This window comes from Acidovorax sp. Leaf73, from assembly GCF_916855635.1.
In the GTDB taxonomy this organism is placed as follows: Bacteria; Pseudomonadota; Gammaproteobacteria; order Burkholderiales; family Burkholderiaceae_C; genus Acidovorax; species Acidovorax facilis.
The window spans coordinates 250829-267729 of the sequence record NZ_CAKASI010000002.1 but is presented as its reverse complement, the minus strand read 5'-3'; the positions used below and the strand labels follow the sequence as shown (position 1 = coordinate 267729).

14 protein-coding genes are annotated in these 16901 nt (G+C 64.7%); 13 read left to right on the top strand and 1 reads right to left on the bottom strand.

Going from position 1 to position 16901, the window contains the following annotated elements:
* Positions 1–85 precede the first annotated feature (85 nt).
* From LPA35_RS07585 to LPA35_RS07550, 8 genes are all read left to right on the top strand, one after another.
* Positions 86–538 (top strand): hypothetical protein, encoded by a 453-nt coding sequence (locus LPA35_RS07585; protein WP_228896280.1) that lies wholly within the window; start codon positions 86–88, stop codon positions 536–538.
* A 106-nt stretch (positions 539–644) separates the two neighbouring features.
* A complete protein-coding gene (gene miaB, locus LPA35_RS07580) occupies positions 645–1988 on the top strand; it encodes a tRNA (N6-isopentenyl adenosine(37)-C2)-methylthiotransferase MiaB (RefSeq protein WP_228896278.1) in 1344 nt (447 codons plus the stop codon).
* Between the two features lie 22 nt (positions 1989–2010).
* Positions 2011–3474 carry an ATP-binding protein gene (locus LPA35_RS07575; protein WP_228896276.1) on the top strand — a complete coding sequence of 488 codons (1464 nt, stop codon included), beginning with the start codon at positions 2011–2013 and terminating at the stop codon, positions 3472–3474.
* A 25-nt stretch (positions 3475–3499) separates the two neighbouring features.
* A complete protein-coding gene (locus LPA35_RS07570) occupies positions 3500–4150 on the top strand; it encodes a hypothetical protein (protein ID WP_228896274.1) in 651 nt (216 codons plus the stop codon).
* Between the two features lie 30 nt (positions 4151–4180).
* Positions 4181–5596 carry a sigma 54-interacting transcriptional regulator gene (locus LPA35_RS07565; protein WP_228896272.1) on the top strand — a complete coding sequence of 472 codons (1416 nt, stop codon included), beginning with the start codon at positions 4181–4183 and terminating at the stop codon, positions 5594–5596.
* A gap of 181 nt (positions 5597–5777) precedes the next feature.
* Positions 5778–7349, top strand: a complete 1572-nt coding sequence (locus tag LPA35_RS07560; protein ID WP_228896270.1) for a glucan biosynthesis protein G — start codon at positions 5778–5780, stop codon at positions 7347–7349.
* Complete coding sequence (gene mdoH / locus LPA35_RS07555; protein ID WP_228896269.1) at positions 7322–9331, top strand: glucans biosynthesis glucosyltransferase MdoH; 2010 nt, start codon at positions 7322–7324, stop codon at positions 9329–9331. Before LPA35_RS07560 ends, mdoH begins: the two co-directional genes overlap by 28 nt.
* Before the next feature lie 244 nt (positions 9332–9575).
* Positions 9576–10436, top strand: coding sequence for a C13 family peptidase (locus LPA35_RS07550; RefSeq protein ID WP_228896267.1), 861 nt, complete (start codon positions 9576–9578; stop codon positions 10434–10436).
* 90 nt (positions 10437–10526) lie between these two features.
* Here LPA35_RS07550 and ffh read toward each other — a convergent pair whose 3' ends face one another.
* Entirely contained in the window at positions 10527–11906 is a 1380-nt protein-coding gene (gene ffh / locus LPA35_RS07545) for a signal recognition particle protein (RefSeq protein WP_055395017.1), read from the bottom strand.
* A 69-nt stretch (positions 11907–11975) separates the two neighbouring features.
* Between ffh and LPA35_RS07540 the strand changes: the two genes are divergently transcribed.
* The 5 genes from LPA35_RS07540 to ampD are packed head-to-tail and all read left to right on the top strand — an operon-like array spanning position 11976 to position 16851.
* Positions 11976–12773: an inner membrane protein YpjD gene (locus LPA35_RS07540; RefSeq protein ID WP_228896264.1), complete on the top strand. Its 798-nt coding sequence runs from the start codon at positions 11976–11978 to the stop codon at positions 12771–12773.
* Positions 12770–12997 (top strand): PP0621 family protein, encoded by a 228-nt coding sequence (locus LPA35_RS07535; protein ID WP_055395021.1) that lies wholly within the window; start codon positions 12770–12772, stop codon positions 12995–12997. The genes LPA35_RS07540 and LPA35_RS07535 overlap by 4 nt, the downstream gene beginning before the upstream one ends.
* An 8-nt stretch (positions 12998–13005) precedes the next feature.
* Positions 13006–14709, top strand: a complete 1704-nt coding sequence (locus LPA35_RS07530; protein ID WP_370641377.1) for a nitrogen regulation protein NR(II) — start codon at positions 13006–13008, stop codon at positions 14707–14709.
* A gap of 11 nt (positions 14710–14720) precedes the next feature.
* Positions 14721–16238 carry a sigma-54 dependent transcriptional regulator gene (locus LPA35_RS07525; RefSeq protein ID WP_228896260.1) on the top strand — a complete coding sequence of 506 codons (1518 nt, stop codon included), beginning with the start codon at positions 14721–14723 and terminating at the stop codon, positions 16236–16238.
* Positions 16222–16851 (top strand): 1,6-anhydro-N-acetylmuramyl-L-alanine amidase AmpD, encoded by a 630-nt coding sequence (gene ampD / locus LPA35_RS07520; RefSeq protein WP_228896258.1) that lies wholly within the window; start codon positions 16222–16224, stop codon positions 16849–16851. Before LPA35_RS07525 ends, ampD begins: the two co-directional genes overlap by 17 nt.
* Positions 16852–16901 lie beyond the last annotated feature (50 nt).

Here is a 16901-nt window from a genome sequence, read left to right as displayed (position 1 = left end):
ACCAAGCGCGAGCAGCTATTATTTTTGAGAACTGCGGGATTGGCCCCGCTTTTAGAATCGCTGTTTCAGCCCCTGGATGTAAACCATGAACCGCTGCACCACGACTTCCTCTCCTGCTTTCTCCCTCACTTCGCCGACGGCACCCGCGCGAAAGCTCTTCGCGGCTGTGGCCTGCGCCCTGCTCTGCGGCACCCTGCCGGTGTCCGCCCAGGTACAGCCTGGGCTTGGCGGCATGCGGACCTTTCCCGATGCGGCCCAGCGCGGCACCCTGACCCTCAACACGGCATCGGAGGCCACGCTCAATGGCCGCACCATCCGCCTGGCGCCCGGCATGCGCCTGCTGAGCCCTCAGAACACGCTGGTCATGATGCACACGGTGCTGGGGCAGAGCTACAAGGTGAACTACGTGATCGAAAACAGCACCGGCATGCTGATCACCGCCTGGATCCTGACCCAGGGCGAAGCCGAGCAGCCCCGCAAGGGCAGCGACACGGTCGAGCGCAACTACCGCACCGAGTACGACGTCATCCGCAAGTGATGCGTTGACCCATCAGCCGCGCCCTGTGTCCCGGCGCGGCCCTTGAATATTTGCGGCGCGCTGCGGTGCTCCGCCCTTTTTCTTTCTGATTGCAAGAGAGCCTGCCATGGCCAAAAAAGTCTTCATCAAAACCTTCGGCTGCCAGATGAACGAGTACGACTCGGACAAGATGGCCGACGTGCTCCACGCTGCCCAGGGCTACGAGCCCACGCAGAACGTGGACGAAGCCGACCTCATCCTCTTCAACACCTGCTCGGTGCGCGAAAAGGCGCAAGAGAAAGTCTTCAGCGACCTGGGCCGCATCAAGCACCTGAAGGCGCGCGGCGTGAAGATTGGTGTGGGCGGCTGCGTGGCCAGCCAGGAAGGCGCCGAGATCATCAAGCGCGCACCCTATGTGGACGTGGTGTTTGGACCCCAAACCCTGCACCGCCTGCCCGAGATGCTGAACCAGCGCGAGCGCCTGGACAAACCGCAGGTGGACATCAGCTTTCCTGAGATCGAGAAGTTCGACCACCTGCCGCCCGCGCGCGTGGAGGGCGCCTCGGCCTTTGTGTCGATCATGGAAGGCTGCAGCAAATACTGCAGCTACTGCGTGGTTCCGTACACCCGGGGCGAAGAGGTGAGCCGCCCGTTTGACGACGTGCTGGTGGAAGTGGCAGGGCTGGCCGACCAGGGCGTGAAGGAAATCACCCTGCTGGGCCAGAACGTGAACGCCTACCTGGGCAAGATGGGGGGCACGGCCGAGATTGCCGACTTTGCCCTGCTGCTCGAATACGTGTCCGACATCCCGGGCATCGAGCGCATCCGCTACACCACCAGCCACCCCAATGAGTTCACCCCTCGGCTGATCGAGGCCTATGCCAAGCTGCCCAAGCTGGCCAGCCACTTGCACCTGCCTGTGCAGCACGGCAGCGACCGCATCCTGATGGCCATGAAGCGCGGCTACACCGCCATGGAATACAAGAGCACGGTGCGCAAGCTGCGCGCCATCCGACCTGACCTGGCCATGAGCAGCGACTTCATCGTGGGCTTCCCCGGCGAGACCGAAGACGACTTCAACAAGATGATGAAGTTGATTGACGACATCCACTTTGACAACAGCTTCAGCTTCATCTTCAGCCCCCGCCCCGGCACCCCAGCGGCTGGCCTGCACGACGACACGCCGCACGACGTAAAGCTGCGCCGCCTGCAGCACCTGCAAGGCGCCATCAACGCCAACATCAAGTCCATCAGCGAGAGCCGCGTGGGCACGGTGCAGCGCATCCTGGTGGAAGGCGCTTCCAAGCGCGATACCACCGAGCTGATGGGCCGTACCGAATGCAACCGCGTGGTGAACTTTGTGGGTCAGTCACGCCTGGTAGGCCAGATGGTGGATGTCACCATCACCGAAGCCAAGGCCTACACGCTGCGCGGCGAAGTGCTCACCCGCGAGGCGGCAGTCGCAGCCTGACGCGCACCCGGCGCCAGTGGCAATGACGGCAGACACCCCGCCAAGCGCGGATCTTCGCAAGGCCGACGGCCCGCTGCACGGCCTCTCGTTCCAGCAGCTTTTGCTGCTGGCCTTCCTGCTCATAGCGGGACTGCTGGGGGTCAGCTCGTTGCGGGCGCTGTACACCCTGGAACAGCTCATGGTGCAAAGCCGGCTTGGTGCCGCCGAGGCCACCACGCTGAGCACAGCGGCCCAGGCATTGAACCAGCGCGGGCAGGCCCTGGAGCGCGCGGCACGCCAGTCCCTGGTGCTGCGGGATGCGCCGCTGCGGCGCAGCTTCAACGAAATGTCCGTAGAGGCACAAGCCGTTCTCGACCAGTTGCACCAGGGCGGCCTTCCCGAAGACCAGGCCAGCCAGTGGCGTGCGCATCTTGACGCCGTGAAGGCACTGCTGGATGCACCGCCGGAACGGGCACTGGAAAACGAGCAACGGGTAGCGGAAGAATTTGTCACGCTTGAAGCGCTGCATACCACCATCGTGCAATCGGTCCAGGAGATCAACGCACAACGTAACCGCGCGCTGCAGGACCGGGTGGAAGCGAGCCGCCGCAACGTGACGCACCAGGTGGTAGGGGTGATCGTCCTGGCGCTCGTCCTGGCCCTGGCGCTGGGCATCTGGCTTGCCCGTCCTTTCAAGCGGCTGGAAGGCACGATTCGGCGGTTGGGCGAGAACCAGCTTGAAGCGCCCGTGGTGATCTCCGGCCCCGACGACGTACGCCGCGTGGGGCAGCAGCTGGAATGGCTGCGCCTGAGGCTGCTGGAACTGGATTCGGACAAGGCCCGCTTCCTGCGCCATGTCTCGCACGAACTCAAGACGCCGCTGGCCGCGATGCGCGAGGGCGTGGCGCTGCTGCAGGATGGTGTGACCGGTGAACTCAATACCGGCCAGCGCGAAGTTACACAGATCCTTCACCACAACACATTGGTTTTGCAAGGTGAGATTGAAGCCTTGCTGCGCTTTAATGCTGCAGCCTTCGAGGCACGCCAGCTGCAGCGGCGCGACACCGATCTGCTCGCGCTGCTGGAAGCCCAGGTGGAAGCCCAGCGGCTGCAATGGCAAGCCCGGGGCCTGCGGGTTCTGGTGGAAGGATCCGCCATCTCTCTGCCCATTGACGCCGACAAAATCGCCTCGGCAATCAGCAACCTGCTGTCCAACGCCATTCGTTTTTCGCCCAAAGGGGGAACGGTGCGGCTGTCCCTCTCGCGCCATGCGGGCTGCGTGCGCGTGGACGTTTCGGACCAGGGCCCCGGTGTGGCCCAGGCAGACCGTGACCGCGTGTTCGAACCTTTTTACCGTGGCATCCGCCAGCCGGACGACGCAGTGCGCGGCACCGGCATCGGGCTTTCCATCGTCCAAGAGTACATCGTCGCCCACGGCGGCCAGGTGCGGTTGGTGGAAGATGGCGTCCACACCTTTTTTCGCATGGAACTACCGCATGCTGCCTAGTTGTCTTCCCGTCCACCCCACCAACATGCGCGCCCTGGACTTTCCGGTATGGGTGATGTTGCTGGCTGCAGCCATCACGTTGGCCGGATGCAATGCGACGGCGCCCCAAGCGGTTGCAGCGCCTGTTCCGCCCATGACCGCCCCCACGCCAGCCCCGGTGGCTACGGAATCCCCCCGCCCCAACCCGGCCGCCGCCACCAGCGCTCCTTCGGATGCCACCCCGGTCCTGCAGGTGCTGGCGCAAACGGACCGTACCCTGCGCATGGCCCCCGCAGAGCTGGCCAAAGAGATTGCCCGCCTGGGCGAGGCAGAAGATGCCTCGGTGGAGACCCCCCTCCTTCTGGCAACAGCATTGGCCCAGACGCGCCAGCCCGTCGATACGGCCCGTGCCCTGGGCCTGGTGCAGCGGGTGATGAGCAACACCGCGGCAGCGGCACAAGCCCTCCACCCGCTGGCGCGGCTGATGGAGTCGCGGCTTCTGCAGCAACGCAGGCTGGAAGACCAGCTGGAGCGGCAGGGCCAGCAACTGCGCGAGGCGCAGCGCCGCAACGACCAGCTCAACGAACGGCTGGAGGCCGTGCGCGCCATCGAACGCAGCCTGACCACGCGCCCGGCCCCGCTTCCTGCCGCCCCCGCCTCGCCCCCGGGCAGTAGCCCCCAGCGCCCCACGCCCTGATCGCTCAGGAAGGTGTCAAAGGAAACCGCCATGGCAGCTGCCCCCACCCCATCCCGCACAACGCCCCGCGCCCGCGTCCTTGTGGTGGACGACGATGCCGACATGCTGCGGCTGCTGTCGCTGCGCTTGCAGGCCGCCGGATACGACGTGGTCGCCGTGGGCTCGGCCGAGGCGGCCTTAGCGCAGCTGGACATGGCACGCCCACAGCTCGTGCTGAGCGATGTGCGCCTACCTGGGCGTGATGGCCTCGCGCTGTTCGACGAAGTGCGTGCGCGACACCCTTCGCTGCCGGTCATCCTGCTCACTGCCCACGGCACCATTCCCGACGCGGTGGAAGCCACTTCGCGCGGGGTGTTCACCTACCTCACCAAGCCCTACGACGGCAAAGAACTGCTGGAAAAGATTGCCCAGGCACTGGCCCTGAGCGCCCCCGCCGTCACACATGCCCACGCCCATGAAGCATGGCGTGCCGACATCGTGAGCCGTTCCAACCGCATGACCGACCTGCTGGCCGAGGCCTACATGGTGGCCCAGTCGGACGCCAGTGTGCTGCTGCTGGGCGATAGCGGCTCGGGCAAGGAGTTGCTGGCCCAGGCCATCCACCGCGCCAGCCCGCGCGCGCGCCACCCCTTTGTGGCGGTCAACTGCGGCGCCATCCCCGAAGCCCTTCTCGAATCCGAACTGTTCGGCCACGTCAAAGGGGCCTTTACCGACGCAGTGAGCAACCACAAGGGGCTGTTCCAGGCGGCGGAAGGCGGCACCTTGTTGCTCGACGAGATTGGCGACATGCCGCCCGCCCTGCAGGTCAAGCTGCTGCGGGTGCTGCAGGAACGCGCGGTGCGCCCCGTGGGTGCCAGCCAGTCGATTCCCATCGACGTGCGCATCATCTCGGCCACGCACCGCGACCTGGAAGCCGCCATGGCCACGGCCCAGTTCCGCGAAGACCTTTACTACCGGCTCAATGTGGTCACGCTGGCGCTGCCCACCCTGGGAGAGCGGCGCGAAGACATCGCACTGCTGGCCAACCACTTTCTCGACAAGCTGGCGCGCAAGTACGACAAGCGCCTGTCAGGTTTTGCACCCGAGGCGCTCAAGGCACTGACCCTGGCAGCCTGGCCTGGCAACGTGCGCCAGCTCTACAACGTCGTCGAACAGGTGTGTGCCCTGTCCACCACGCCCCTGGTGCCCCTGACGCTGGTGCAGCGCGCGCTGCGCACGCCATCTACCCAGGTGCTGAGCTTTGCCGAGGCCCGGCAAAGGTTTGAGCGCGAGTACCTGGTGGGCCTGCTCAAGATGACGGATGGCAATGTAGCCGACGCGGCGCGCCTGGCACAGCGCAACCGCACGGAGTTCTACCGGCTGCTGCAAAAGCACGCATTGACCCCCGGAAACTTCAAGAACGACGCTGTGGACAACGAAGACGTCGCTGATGAGCGACACGACTAGGTCGTTGATTTGATTCAGTTTTTCTCTAGCGCCTTGCCACACTGTCGCCATTCGGCGACAAAAACACTGGATTTCCCCCCCAATCCACGAGTCGCACAACTGCTTACATGCAATTGATGACTTAAACCATTGATTTAAAACAGTTTTTTGAAGCTGGCACAGGGTTTGCCCTAGTCTCAGCATGCAAGCTGTTTTTTCTCACTGTTCACGCTTCACCGGCCGCCTCCCACAGGCCGCGATAGCGCTGGCCGCCACCCTGTTGGCAGGCGCCGCACAGGCCCAGAGCTTCGATTTCGACAGCGTCACCCGCATCGCCCGGGAACGGGCGGAGAAGCCCTATCGCGCATCCAGCGACAGGCTCCCCGCCGACCTCGCCAAACTCAACTACGACCAGGTGCGCGACATCCGCTGGCGCCCCGACCGTGCCCTTTGGCGCGCCGAAAAGCTGCCGTTCGAGGCCATGTTCTTCCACCTGGGCCTGTACCAGAAGGAGCCGGTGCTGATCAACGAGGTGACACCGCAGGGCGCGCGCCACATCGGCTACAGCCGCGCGGACTTCGACTACGGCAAGAACCAAGTGCGGCCTGAGGCCTGGGGCGACCTCGGCTTTGCGGGCTTTCGCCTGCACAACCACCTCAACTCCAGCGCCTACAAGGATGAGCTGGTGGTCTTCCAGGGCGCCAGCTACTTCCGCGCACTGGGCAAGGGTCAGCAATACGGCCTGTCAGCGCGCGGGCTGGCCATCGACACCGTGGGTGGCAGTGGCGAAGAGTTCCCACGCTTCACCGAGTTCTGGCTGGTGCGGCCAGATCCCTTGTCCACACAGGTCACCGTGTATGCGCTGCTGGATTCGCCCCGTGCCACCGGCGCCTACCGCTTCGACATCCAGCCGGGGACGCAGACCACCACCACCGTGCGCAGCCGCATTTTTGTGCGGCCCAGCACGGGCAGCAAACCCATCGCCACGCTGGGCATTGCTCCCTTGACCAGCATGTTTTTCTTTGGCGAGAACCAGCCCCGCAAAGAAGACTTCCGGCCCGAGGTCCATGACTCCGACGGGCTGATGATTGCCACGGGCGAAGGCGAATGGCTCTGGCGTCCGCTGCAAAACCCCAAGCAGACGCTGGTCACATCGTTTGCCACCAAAAATCCCAAAGGCTTTGGCCTGATGCAGCGCGACCGCCAATGGTCGAACTATGAGGACGTGGAAGCCCGCTATGAGCGCCGCCCAAGTGCCTGGGTGCGCCCCCTGCACGACTGGGGCGCTGGCCGCGTCGAACTGGTGCAGCTCAACACCCCCGACGAAACGCACGACAACATCGTGGCGTATTGGGTACCCGCCCAGATGCCCGCCCCCGGCCAGCCCCTGGAATTTGCCTACGAGCTGAGCTGGCAAGGCGATGAACAGCAGCGGCCGCCCGGGGCCTGGGCCACGCAATCGCGCCGGGGCGTGGGCTACACCAAAGAGACCACTGCCGCCTTGCGCCAGCAGGCGCAGTACGTGGTCGATTTCGACGGCCCCGCCCTCAAGGCTTTGCCCGCTGACGCCACCGTGAAAGCCGTGGTGACCAGCGATGCCAACGGCAAGGTGCTGGAAAACATCGTCTACCGCAATCCCGCCACCGAGCAGTGGCGCATGACCGTTCGCGTACAGCGCCAAAAGGCCGATCGACCGATCGAGCTGCGCGCTTTTCTTCAACACGACAACAACGCTGTGAGTGAAACATGGACGCACATCATTCTTCCCGAGTAAGCCCCCCGGTGCCCCATCACCCCCAACGCAGCACGCTGCGCGAGGAACGGCATCCCAATGCCGTCACCGCGCCGCCCGTCCACCGGGGTTCCATGGCACCCGTGCCCTGGCGCGGCTTCTGGAACAGCATGGGCACAGCCCTGCTTCTCAAGCTGACCGGTCGCACCGAAACCAGCCCTCCCGCGTCGCCCGAAAACCGGCCAGCCCAGGAATGGGAGGGTGCTGCGCAGCGCCGCCGCTGGACCTTTGCGGTGCTGACGGTGCTGACCACGGCCCTGGCGAGTTTCCTGTTTGCCGGCATGCAGCCTGAGTATGAGAACCCGTGGCTGGGCTATGGGCAGATCGCGCTGTTTGCCCTGCTGTCGGCCTGGGTGGTCACCGGCTTTCTCACCGGCTTGATGGGCTTTTGGGTCATGCTGCGCGGCGACAGGCATGCGCTGTCCGTGCGCAGTGTGGTGGAGCACGAACTGGCACCCGGCGCGCGCACGGCCATCATCATGCCGATCTGCAACGAGGACGTGGCCACCGTGTTTGCGGGGCTGCGGGCAACGTGCGAGTCGGTGGCATCGACCGGCCACGGGGCCACCTTCGACGTGTTTGTGCTGTCCGACAGCTATGACCCCGCCATCGCCCAGGCTGAACGCGCCGCCTGGGAGGAACTGCGCAGCGCCCTGGCGCAGCACAGTCAGCAACCCCAGGTGCAGGTGTACTACCGCCTGCGCGCACGCCGCACGCACCGCAAGGCCGGCAATGTGGCCGACTTCTGCCGCCGCTGGGGCAAGGACTACCGCTACATGGTGGTGCTGGACGCCGACAGCGTGATGAGCGGTGACTGTATCGTCTCGATGGCCAAGCTCATGGAAGCCAACCCCACGGCGGGCATCATCCAGACGGCAACCCAGGCCATCGGCCACGTCACGCTGCACGCCCGCGCGCAGCAGTTCGCCTCACGCGTCACCGGTCGCCTGTTCACGCTCGGCATGCAGTACTGGCAGCTGGGTGAATCCCACTACTGGGGCCACAACGCGATCATTCGCGTGGCACCCTTCATGGAACACTGCGCCCTCGCGCCGATCAAGGGCAATGGTGGCCTGGCGGGCGGCATCATGTCGCACGACTTTGTGGAAGCCGCGCTGATGCGCCGCGCTGGCTACCACGTGTGGCTGGTGTCGGACCTGATTGGCAGCTATGAACAGCAACCCCCCGACCTGCTGGCCGAACTGCAGCGCGACCGCCGCTGGTGCCAGGGCAACCTGCAAAACGCACGCTTGATGGCCGAGCCCGGCATCCACGCGGTGCACCGCTCGATGTTCATCACGGGCGCCATGGCCTACCTGTCGGCGCCGCTGTGGCTCGCCTTCCTGACACTGGGCACGGCGCTGTGGCTGTCGGGCGCCAAGCTCGTGGCCGACTGGCACATCCTGCCGGCCGAATTGCTGTCGCTGTGGGCCTGGACGCTGTGCATGCTGTTCCTGCCCCGCATCCTGGGTGTGGCCGCCGTGTTCATGCGCCGCGAGCAAAAGGAATACGGCGGTGCCGTCAGCCTGCTCAAGAGCGCCGCGCTGGAGAGTGTGCTGGCCATCCTGCAGGCCCCCATCCGCATGCTGGCGCATTCGCTGTTCGTGCTGATTGCGCTCACCGGTCTGAAGCTGGAATGGAAGTCGCCCCCGCGCGAAGCCCATGCCGTGCCCTGGCGCCACGCCGTGCGCCAGCTGGCACCCATGAGCCTGGTGATTGCCCTGCTGGCAGTGGGTGTCGCCGTGATCGATAGCAGCGCCCTGCTGTGGCTCATGCCTGTGGGCCTGCCCCTGGCGCTGGCCATACCGCTGGCCGTGTTCACCAGCCAGATCGCGTTGGGCAAGGCCATGCGCGCACAACGCCTGTTGCTGATCCCCGAGGAGTCCTGGTCACCGCCGGTGCTGCGCCGGGCCTGGCTGCATGCAAGCCGGCTGGCACGGCCAGCGCCGCTGGCAGCGTTGTAGGCATGTGACAATTGCCCCACAAGCCACAAGCCGGTGCATGCACCGGCTTTTTTGCGATTGCTATTTTATTTATAGCAATAAAATGTTTATCAATAAGCGCTAGCACCGAAAAACAGCACATTCCCCAGCAGCAGGGTGGCGCCCCCCGCTGTTGGGGCACCGTTACGATACGCATCCCTTCCAACCGGCCCCTGTGCGTGAAACCGATTCATCGCGGTTTCTGCGGTGTGCGGCCCTGTCATCGATGCAATCGTCTCTGTTTTTAACTGTCGCCCGCCAGCGGCTGTGCCATGCCAGCGCACTCGCCCTGGCCCTTGTCATCACCGGCTGCGCCGCGCCCTCAGCAAAGGCTCCCGTGGCAGCACCGGCCCCAGTCGCTGCGCCAGCACCACCGGCTCCACCACCCGAGCCCCCAGGGCGCATCATCTTTGCGGGATTTGCGATGCATTCGCAATCCAAGGTTTTCCGCAACGACGTGCTTCTGGCCGAAAAGCTGGTCAAAGATATCGATCCGAATGCGCTGATGCTCAAGCTGGCCAACCCGGCACGCGATCAGAGCGCCGACTGGCCGCAGGCCACCCCCGAGAACTTCGCGCTGGTGATGTCCAAAATGGCCGAAGTGGCGCGCCCGCGAGACCGCGTTCTGCTGTTCATTTCGACCCACAGCAACCCCGGTCTGCTCAACATCAACGCGGGCGGCAAACACCTGCCGCCGCTCACCCCCCAAATCCTTAGCAATGCGCTGGCCCCGCTCAACGATGTGCCAACGCTGGTGGTGCTTTCCGCCTGCTACAGCGGCGCGTTCATCGAGCCCCTGAAAGCTCCGAACCGCGTGCTGCTCACTGCCACGGACGCCCGCCGCACCACTTTCAATTGCCAGTACAAAGGCGACCACACACCGTTTGCCGAAGCGCTGTTTGGCCAGGCGGGCGCAGAAAACCGTTCTGTGACCGGCTGGATGGGCGAGGCGCAGAAATCCATCGCAGCGCAGGAAAGGCGCCGCAAGGTCCCCGCATCCCAGCCGCGCATCTTTGTCGGTGACGAGGCCAAGGCCTGGGCGAATCAACCTCTCAAGAACTGGTTGCAAGCACCGAAAGCGCCATAAGCCGGCCGCCACAAGCCCGTCTCCCCCGAATGCAAAAAACCCTGAAGAAGCCGCGCCTCTTCAGGGTTTTTGCATTTCAGCGCCGGGGGCTCAGAAAGGCATCTTGGGCATGCCGCCCCCGCCCATACCCTTCATCCCGCCCATCTTCTTCATCATCTTCATGAGGCCGCCGCCCTTCATCTTCTTCATCATGCCCTGCATCTGCTCAAACTCCTTGAGCAAGCGGTTGACCTCTTGCACATGCACGCCCGCCCCGTTGGCGATGCGTTTTTTGCGCGTAGCCTTGATGAGTTCGGGCTTGCGGCGCTCCAGCGGCGTCATGCTCTGGATGATGCCTTCCTTGCGCTTGATGTCCTTCTCCGCCTTGTCCATGTCCAGTGCGCCTGCCTTGGCAGTCAGCTGAGACGGCAGCTTGTCCATCAGGCTGGAAAGCCCGCCCATCTGCTTCATCTGCTGGATCTGGGACAGGAAGTCGTTCAGATCGAACCCGTCGCCACTCTTGACCTTGGCCGCCAGCTTTTGCGCAGCCTCCATGTCCACCCCGGCGGTGACCTGCTCCACCAGGGCCACGATGTCTCCCATGCCCAGAATGCGGCCTGCATGGCGCTCGGCATCGAACACCTCCAGGCCGTCGAGCTTTTCGGACACACCCGCAAACTTGATGGGCGCGCCCGTGATCTGGCGCACGGACAGCGCAGCACCGCCGCGCGAATCGCCGTCGAGCTTGGTGAGCACGATGCCGGTGAGCGGCAGCGCTTCCTTGAAGGCCTTGGCGGTGTTGATGGCATCCTGCCCCTGCATGGCATCGACCACGAACAGGGTCTCGACAGGGTTCAGCGCGGCGTGCAGGTCCTTGATTTCCTTCATCAAGGCTTCATCGATGGCCAGGCGACCCGCCGTATCGACCAGCAGCACGTCAAAGTAGTGCTTCTTGGCGTAGTCCAGCGCGGCGTGGGCGATGTCCAGAGGTTTCTGGTCGGGGGTGCTGGGGAACCACTCGGCACCGGCCTGCTTGGTCACCGTCTTGAGCTGCTCGATAGCGGCCGGGCGGTACACGTCGCCCGACACGGTCAGCACCTTCTTCTTGCGCTTTTCGATCAGGTGCTTGGCCAGCTTGGCCGTGGTGGTGGTCTTGCCCGCGCCCTGTAGACCAGCCATCAGGATCACGGCGGGCGGCTGGGCGGCCAGGTTGATGTCAGCCACGCCCTCGCCCATGGTGGCGGCCAGTTCACGGTTGACGATGCTGACCAGCGTCTGACCGGGCTTGAGCGAGCCCAGCACTTCCTGGCCCAGGGCCTTCTCTTTGACACGGGCGATGAAATCGCGCACCACCGGCAGGGCCACATCGGCTTCGAGCAGGGCCATGCGCACCTCGCGCAGCATGTCCTGCACATTGGTTTCGGTGATGCGGGCCTGGCCACGCATCTCCTTGACGAGGCGCGTGAGTTTGTCGGTAAGGGCGGAGGCCATAGGGGAGATGTCCGGTGTTGCCTGCGCGCCAGGGTGCTGGCGGTGGGGCGAAAGGCTAAACTGCGATCCATGATTTTACCCAGTGCTTCCCCTGCCAGCTGGCTCCTGGCCCTGGCCGCTGCCGTGGCATACGCCGTTCCGGCTGCCGCATCCTCGCGGCTGGGCGCTACAGCGGCGCGCAATGCACTGCTGGTGGCCTGGTTGCTGCATGGCGCCATGCTGGTATGGGGCCTGTGGGGCGATTCCCCCCGATTTGGTTTTGCACCCGCCTTGTCGATGACCGCCTGGCTGGTGCTAACGGTGTACGCGGTAGAGCGGCAGCTGTTTCCGCAGATGCAGTCACGCTGGATACTGGCAGCGCTGGGGGCGGTTGCCATTGTGCTGGCGATGCTCTTTCCGGGCCAGCCGCTGCATGTGACGGCTTCCGCCTGGCTGCCGCTGCACCTGGCGCTGGGCATTGCCTGCTATGGCTTGTTTGCCGCCGCCGTGGTGCACGCCTGGCTGATGACACGCGCAGAGCAACGCATCCGGCAGGCCGAAGATCCCCACAGCGGCATCCCCCTGCTCACACTGGAGCGCCTGACCTTCCGGTTTGTGACGGCGGGCTTCATCCTGCTGACTGCCACGCTGCTGGCGGGCTGGCTGTTTGGTGACACGCTGTACGGCAGGGCCTGGCGGTGGGACCACAAGGCCGTGTTCTCGCTGCTGTCCTGGATCACGTTTGCCACGTTGCTGGTGGGCCGAGCACGCTTCGGGTGGCGGGGACGCAATGCCGTGCGCGTGCTCTATGCCGGATCAGCGCTGCTGTTGCTGGCCTATGTGGGCTCCCGCTTTGTCATGGAAGTCGTCCTGGGCCGCAGCGCATGAAATACCTGGTCTTGCTGGTGGTTCTGGCTATCGCCATTGGTATCTGGCGCAGCCGACGCGCGCCGGATGCAAACGCTTCCAAGCCGCCTGCACCTCCGCTGGCCCTCCCGCAGAACATGCTGGCCTGTGCCCACTGCGGCGTTCACATTCCGCAGGCAGACGCACTGATGGTGGGCGAACAAGCCTACTGCTGCACAGAACACCGGCGCCTGGGCCCGGTCTGAAACCGACCATGCCTCCGCTGTCCGCAAGCACCTTTGCGTCCACCATGGATGCGCCATTTGTGCGCCTGTGGCGCGGGTTTCTGACGGGCCGTGTCATGGTCGCACTGGCCCTGCTGGTACTCCAAGGGGCCGGGCAGGCCATCAACCAAACCACCGAACCCGCCGTGCTGGCAGTGTGTGTGGCCTATCTTGTGGCCGCCGTCATGCTGCGCGTGCTCGGCAGGCACAGACCGCCATCACCCAAGACCGGCCCCCAATGGCTCCCCTCCATTGGTGTTGACCTTGCAGCGATTGTCGCCCTGCAACTGCTGAACGCGGGCACCATGAACTACACCCCCCTGTTTGGCTTGCCCATCCTGATGGCAGCCGTGCTGGGAACGCTGACCTTGGCCCTGGGCACCACAGCAGGCGTCACGCTGCTGCTGCTGGGCTGGGCCTGGTGGCTCGGCTCGGGCACTGCGGGCGACGACGCACCGCGCTACCTGCAAAGCGCGCTGACTGGCACAGGCTATTTCATCGTGAGCTATCTCGTGCACCAACTGGCAACACGCCTGGCGCGCGAGCAGGAACTGGCGCAGCAAAGCCAGGTTGCTGCCCGCGTGCAGACGCAGGTCAGCGCACTGGTCATCCAGAACCTGACCGACGGGGTGTTGGTCGTGGACGAAAGCGATGTTGTGCGCATTGCAAACCCCGCAGGGCTGCAGTTGCTCGGGGGCACCTCGCTGCCCGAGCTGCCATTCATCCTGGCATCCGAGGCCCCCTGGAATCCGCTCGTGATCCTGGCTCGGCGCACCTTCCGCCAGGAACAGCCCCAGACCGCCGACGTAGACCTCCTGCACCCGGGACAAAGCCCCACCGGGCTGCATGTACGCACGTGGTTGACTTCGACGCGCGAGGCAGCGCGGCAGACGCAGACCGAGCGCCTGTGCGTGATGTTCCTGCACGACCTGCGCGAGATGGAAGCCCGCCTGCGCACGGAAAAGCTGGCGGCCATGGGCCGCATGTCCGCCGCCGTGGCCCATGAGATCCGCAACCCGCTGGCCGCCATCGTGCAGGCCAATGCCTTGCTCGAAGAAGACCTGCACGACCCGGCACACAAGCGCCTGGCCCACATGGTGCAGCAGAACGCCGACCGCCTCGCGCGCATTGCCGAGGAGGTACTGGATATCGCCCGCGTGCAGCACCAGATCAGCCATGCGCCCGCGTCCACCTTGCCCCTGGACGAAACGGTGTCGCAAATATGGAATGACTGGCAGGCCCAGGACCCCGTGCAGCGCCGGGCAGTAGTGATGCTGGAAGCGGGCAATCCGCAGGTGGAATTCGACACCGAACACCTGCGCCGCGTGCTCGTGAACCTGCTGGACAATGCCCTGCGCTATGTGGGACAGGAGCCTGACTCCCTCACGGTGACCACCCGCACCTTGCCCTCCGGCCAGACCAGCCTGCAAGTCTGGAGCGACGGTGCCCCCATGGACAAGTCCGTGGAGCGTCACCTGTTCGAACCGTTTTTTTCCTCCGAAAGCCGCTCCAGCGGCCTGGGCCTCTATATTTGCCGCGAGTTATGTCAGCGCCATGGAGCGTCCATCAGCTACCAGCGGCTGACCCGTACCACCTTGCGGGGCGAGGTAGGCGGCAACGCCTTTACCGTCGGCTTTCGCCGCACCACACGCCCTGCCGATGCTGCCACGCTGTTTGACACCATCGTGGTCTGAAACGCCCTGCCATGAACGCACCTACCGCTTCCATCCTCGTCGTGGACGACGAACCCGACCTGCGCACCTTGTACGAACTGACCTTGCTGCGCGAAGGCTATCGGGTGGAGACCGCATCCAGCGTCCAGGAGGCGCGCGAACAGCTCAAGGCCCACCGCTTTGACGCCGTCATCACCGACATGCGCCTGCCCGATGGTTTCGGCATGGAACTGCTGCAGGATCTGCGCGACCAGCAGCGCCGCGAGCGCTGCGTGGTCATGACAGCGTATGGCTCCGCAGAGAACGCCGTGGAAGCCCTGCGCTCTGGTGCCTTCGACTATCTGACCAAACCCGTGGATCTGAAGCAGTTCCGCTCGGTCGTCGCATCGGCCGTACAAGGCACCGGGGGTGTCCCCGCGCCCCGGGCCGCACGCACCGGCGGCGTACAGAGTCGGCAGGGCGCGTTCAGCGCAGACCCCTTGGCAGCGGGCACCGCACTGGACCGGCTGGTGGGCACCTCAGAGGCCATTCGCAACGTCAAGCAGCGCGTGGCCAAGGTGGCACGAGGCATGGCGCCCGTGCTGATTCATGGGGAATCCGGCACGGGCAAGGAACTGGTTGCGCAAGCGCTGCATGCCAGCAGCCAGCGTGCCGATGGTCCCCTGGTTGCCGTGAACTGCGGCGCCATCCCAGAAAACCTGCTGGAGGCAGAATTTTTTGGTGCCCGGAAAGGCTCTTACACCGGTGCCACCCAGGATCGGGACGGCTACTTTCAGGCAGCCCGTGGCGGCACGCTGTTTCTGGACGAAATCGGTGACCTTCCCTTGGCCATGCAGTCCAAATTGCTGCGCGCCATCCAGGAGCGCAGCGTACGGCCTCTTGGCTCCACCCAGGAGGAGACGGTGGATGTGCGCATCGTGAGCGCCACACACCGCGACCTGGCCGCCGACGTGCAATCGGGCCGCTTCCGCCAGGATCTCTATTACCGGCTCAACGTGATCGAAATCGTGATCCCCCCGTTGCGCGAGCGGCGTGAAGATCTGCCTGTGCTGTGTGCCGCACTTCTGGCGCGCATCGCCCAGGAATCTGGCATGCCAGTGCCTTCTCTGACAGAGCATGCGCTCCAAGCCATTGCCGCACACCCCCTGACCGGCAACGTCCGCGAACTGGAAAACCTGTTGCACCGGGCCGTGGCACTCAGCGACGGAGACGAGCTGCATGTGGACTGGCCCTCTGGCACCCCCGCCCCATTGGTGGCGCGGACGCTACCAGCCCCCACCCTCCCCAACCACACCGAGGCGCAGCCTGCCTACCAATCACCACAGCCCGCCGCCAGCACGGGCTGCTCGGTCCCTCTGCCCAATGACCTTCAGGCCTGGCTGGACCAGCAGGAGCGGGACATTCTGATACGAGCCTTGCGCGAAGCGGGTTTCAACAGAACCGCCACCGCAGCCCGGCTGGGCATCAGCCTGCGTCAGATACGCTACCGCATCGCCCGGCTGAACATCGCCGTCCCCAATGACCAGGACCCGCATGACGAGATCGGCTGACGCGGCACCAGGCAGATCAACGCCTTGGGACGGTGGATGGCACCGTGCAGCAACTAGGCTGGAATCCCCCAACCATGGTGTGCGCCCTGCCCCGGCAAGTTCCTCCATCGACCTGATCGTGGTGCATTCCATCAGTTTGCCGCCAGGCACATATGGCGGGAATGCGGTGCAACAGCTATTCACCAATTCGCTGGACTGGGACGCACACCCCTACTACCAGAGCATCCGTGGTTTGGCCGTTTCGTCGCATTTCTTCATTGACCGCACCGGCGCCCTTTGGCAGTTTGTGGACTGTGATCTTCGGGCCTGGCATGCTGGCCAGTCGGCCTACCGTGGCCGCAGCCAGTGCAACGATGACTCGATTGGCATTGAACTGGAAGGCCTTGAAGGGCTTACGTTCGAACCGGCGCAGTACCAGACCCTGACAACGCTCTGCCAGGACATTGAACAGCGCTACCCCATTGAACACATCGCAGGGCATGAGCACATCGCGCCCGGGCGCAAGCAGGACCCAGGCTCCGGCTTCGATTGGGCGCAGGTACAAAAAGCACTGGGCTGGCCCGTGCAACGTTTTCCGGCAGCCACCTGGCCTGACATTCAAGCCGCCCGCTGAGGGCGCTGTGGTTGCGCCACATTCAGCGACTTTTTTCTATGTGCACTTGC

Excerpts from the sequence above, each read along its gene's own strand:
- LPA35_RS07535 (WP_055395021.1), top strand. The coding sequence starts at position 12,770 with ATGAAATACCTGGTCTTGCTGGTGGTTCTGGCTATCGCCATTGGTATC.
- LPA35_RS07525 (WP_228896260.1), top strand. The coding sequence starts at position 14,721 with ATGAACGCACCTACCGCTTCCATCCTCGTCGTGGACGACGAACCCGAC.
- LPA35_RS07575 (WP_228896276.1), top strand. The coding sequence starts at position 2,011 with ATGACGGCAGACACCCCGCCAAGCGCGGATCTTCGCAAGGCCGACGGC.
- miaB (WP_228896278.1), top strand. The coding sequence starts at position 645 with ATGGCCAAAAAAGTCTTCATCAAAACCTTCGGCTGCCAGATGAACGAG.
- LPA35_RS07560 (WP_228896270.1), top strand. The coding sequence starts at position 5,778 with ATGCAAGCTGTTTTTTCTCACTGTTCACGCTTCACCGGCCGCCTCCCA.
- LPA35_RS07540 (WP_228896264.1), top strand. The coding sequence starts at position 11,976 with ATGATTTTACCCAGTGCTTCCCCTGCCAGCTGGCTCCTGGCCCTGGCC.
- LPA35_RS07530 (WP_370641377.1), top strand. The coding sequence starts at position 13,006 with ATGCCTCCGCTGTCCGCAAGCACCTTTGCGTCCACCATGGATGCGCCA.
- ampD (WP_228896258.1), top strand. The coding sequence starts at position 16,222 with ATGACGAGATCGGCTGACGCGGCACCAGGCAGATCAACGCCTTGGGAC.
- mdoH (WP_228896269.1), top strand. The coding sequence starts at position 7,322 with ATGGACGCACATCATTCTTCCCGAGTAAGCCCCCCGGTGCCCCATCAC.
- LPA35_RS07570 (WP_228896274.1), top strand. The coding sequence starts at position 3,500 with ATGCGCGCCCTGGACTTTCCGGTATGGGTGATGTTGCTGGCTGCAGCC.
- LPA35_RS07585 (WP_228896280.1), top strand. The coding sequence starts at position 86 with ATGAACCGCTGCACCACGACTTCCTCTCCTGCTTTCTCCCTCACTTCG.
- LPA35_RS07565 (WP_228896272.1), top strand. The coding sequence starts at position 4,181 with ATGGCAGCTGCCCCCACCCCATCCCGCACAACGCCCCGCGCCCGCGTC.
- ffh (WP_055395017.1), bottom strand. The coding sequence starts at position 11,906 with ATGGCCTCCGCCCTTACCGACAAACTCACGCGCCTCGTCAAGGAGATG.
- LPA35_RS07550 (WP_228896267.1), top strand. The coding sequence starts at position 9,576 with ATGCAATCGTCTCTGTTTTTAACTGTCGCCCGCCAGCGGCTGTGCCAT.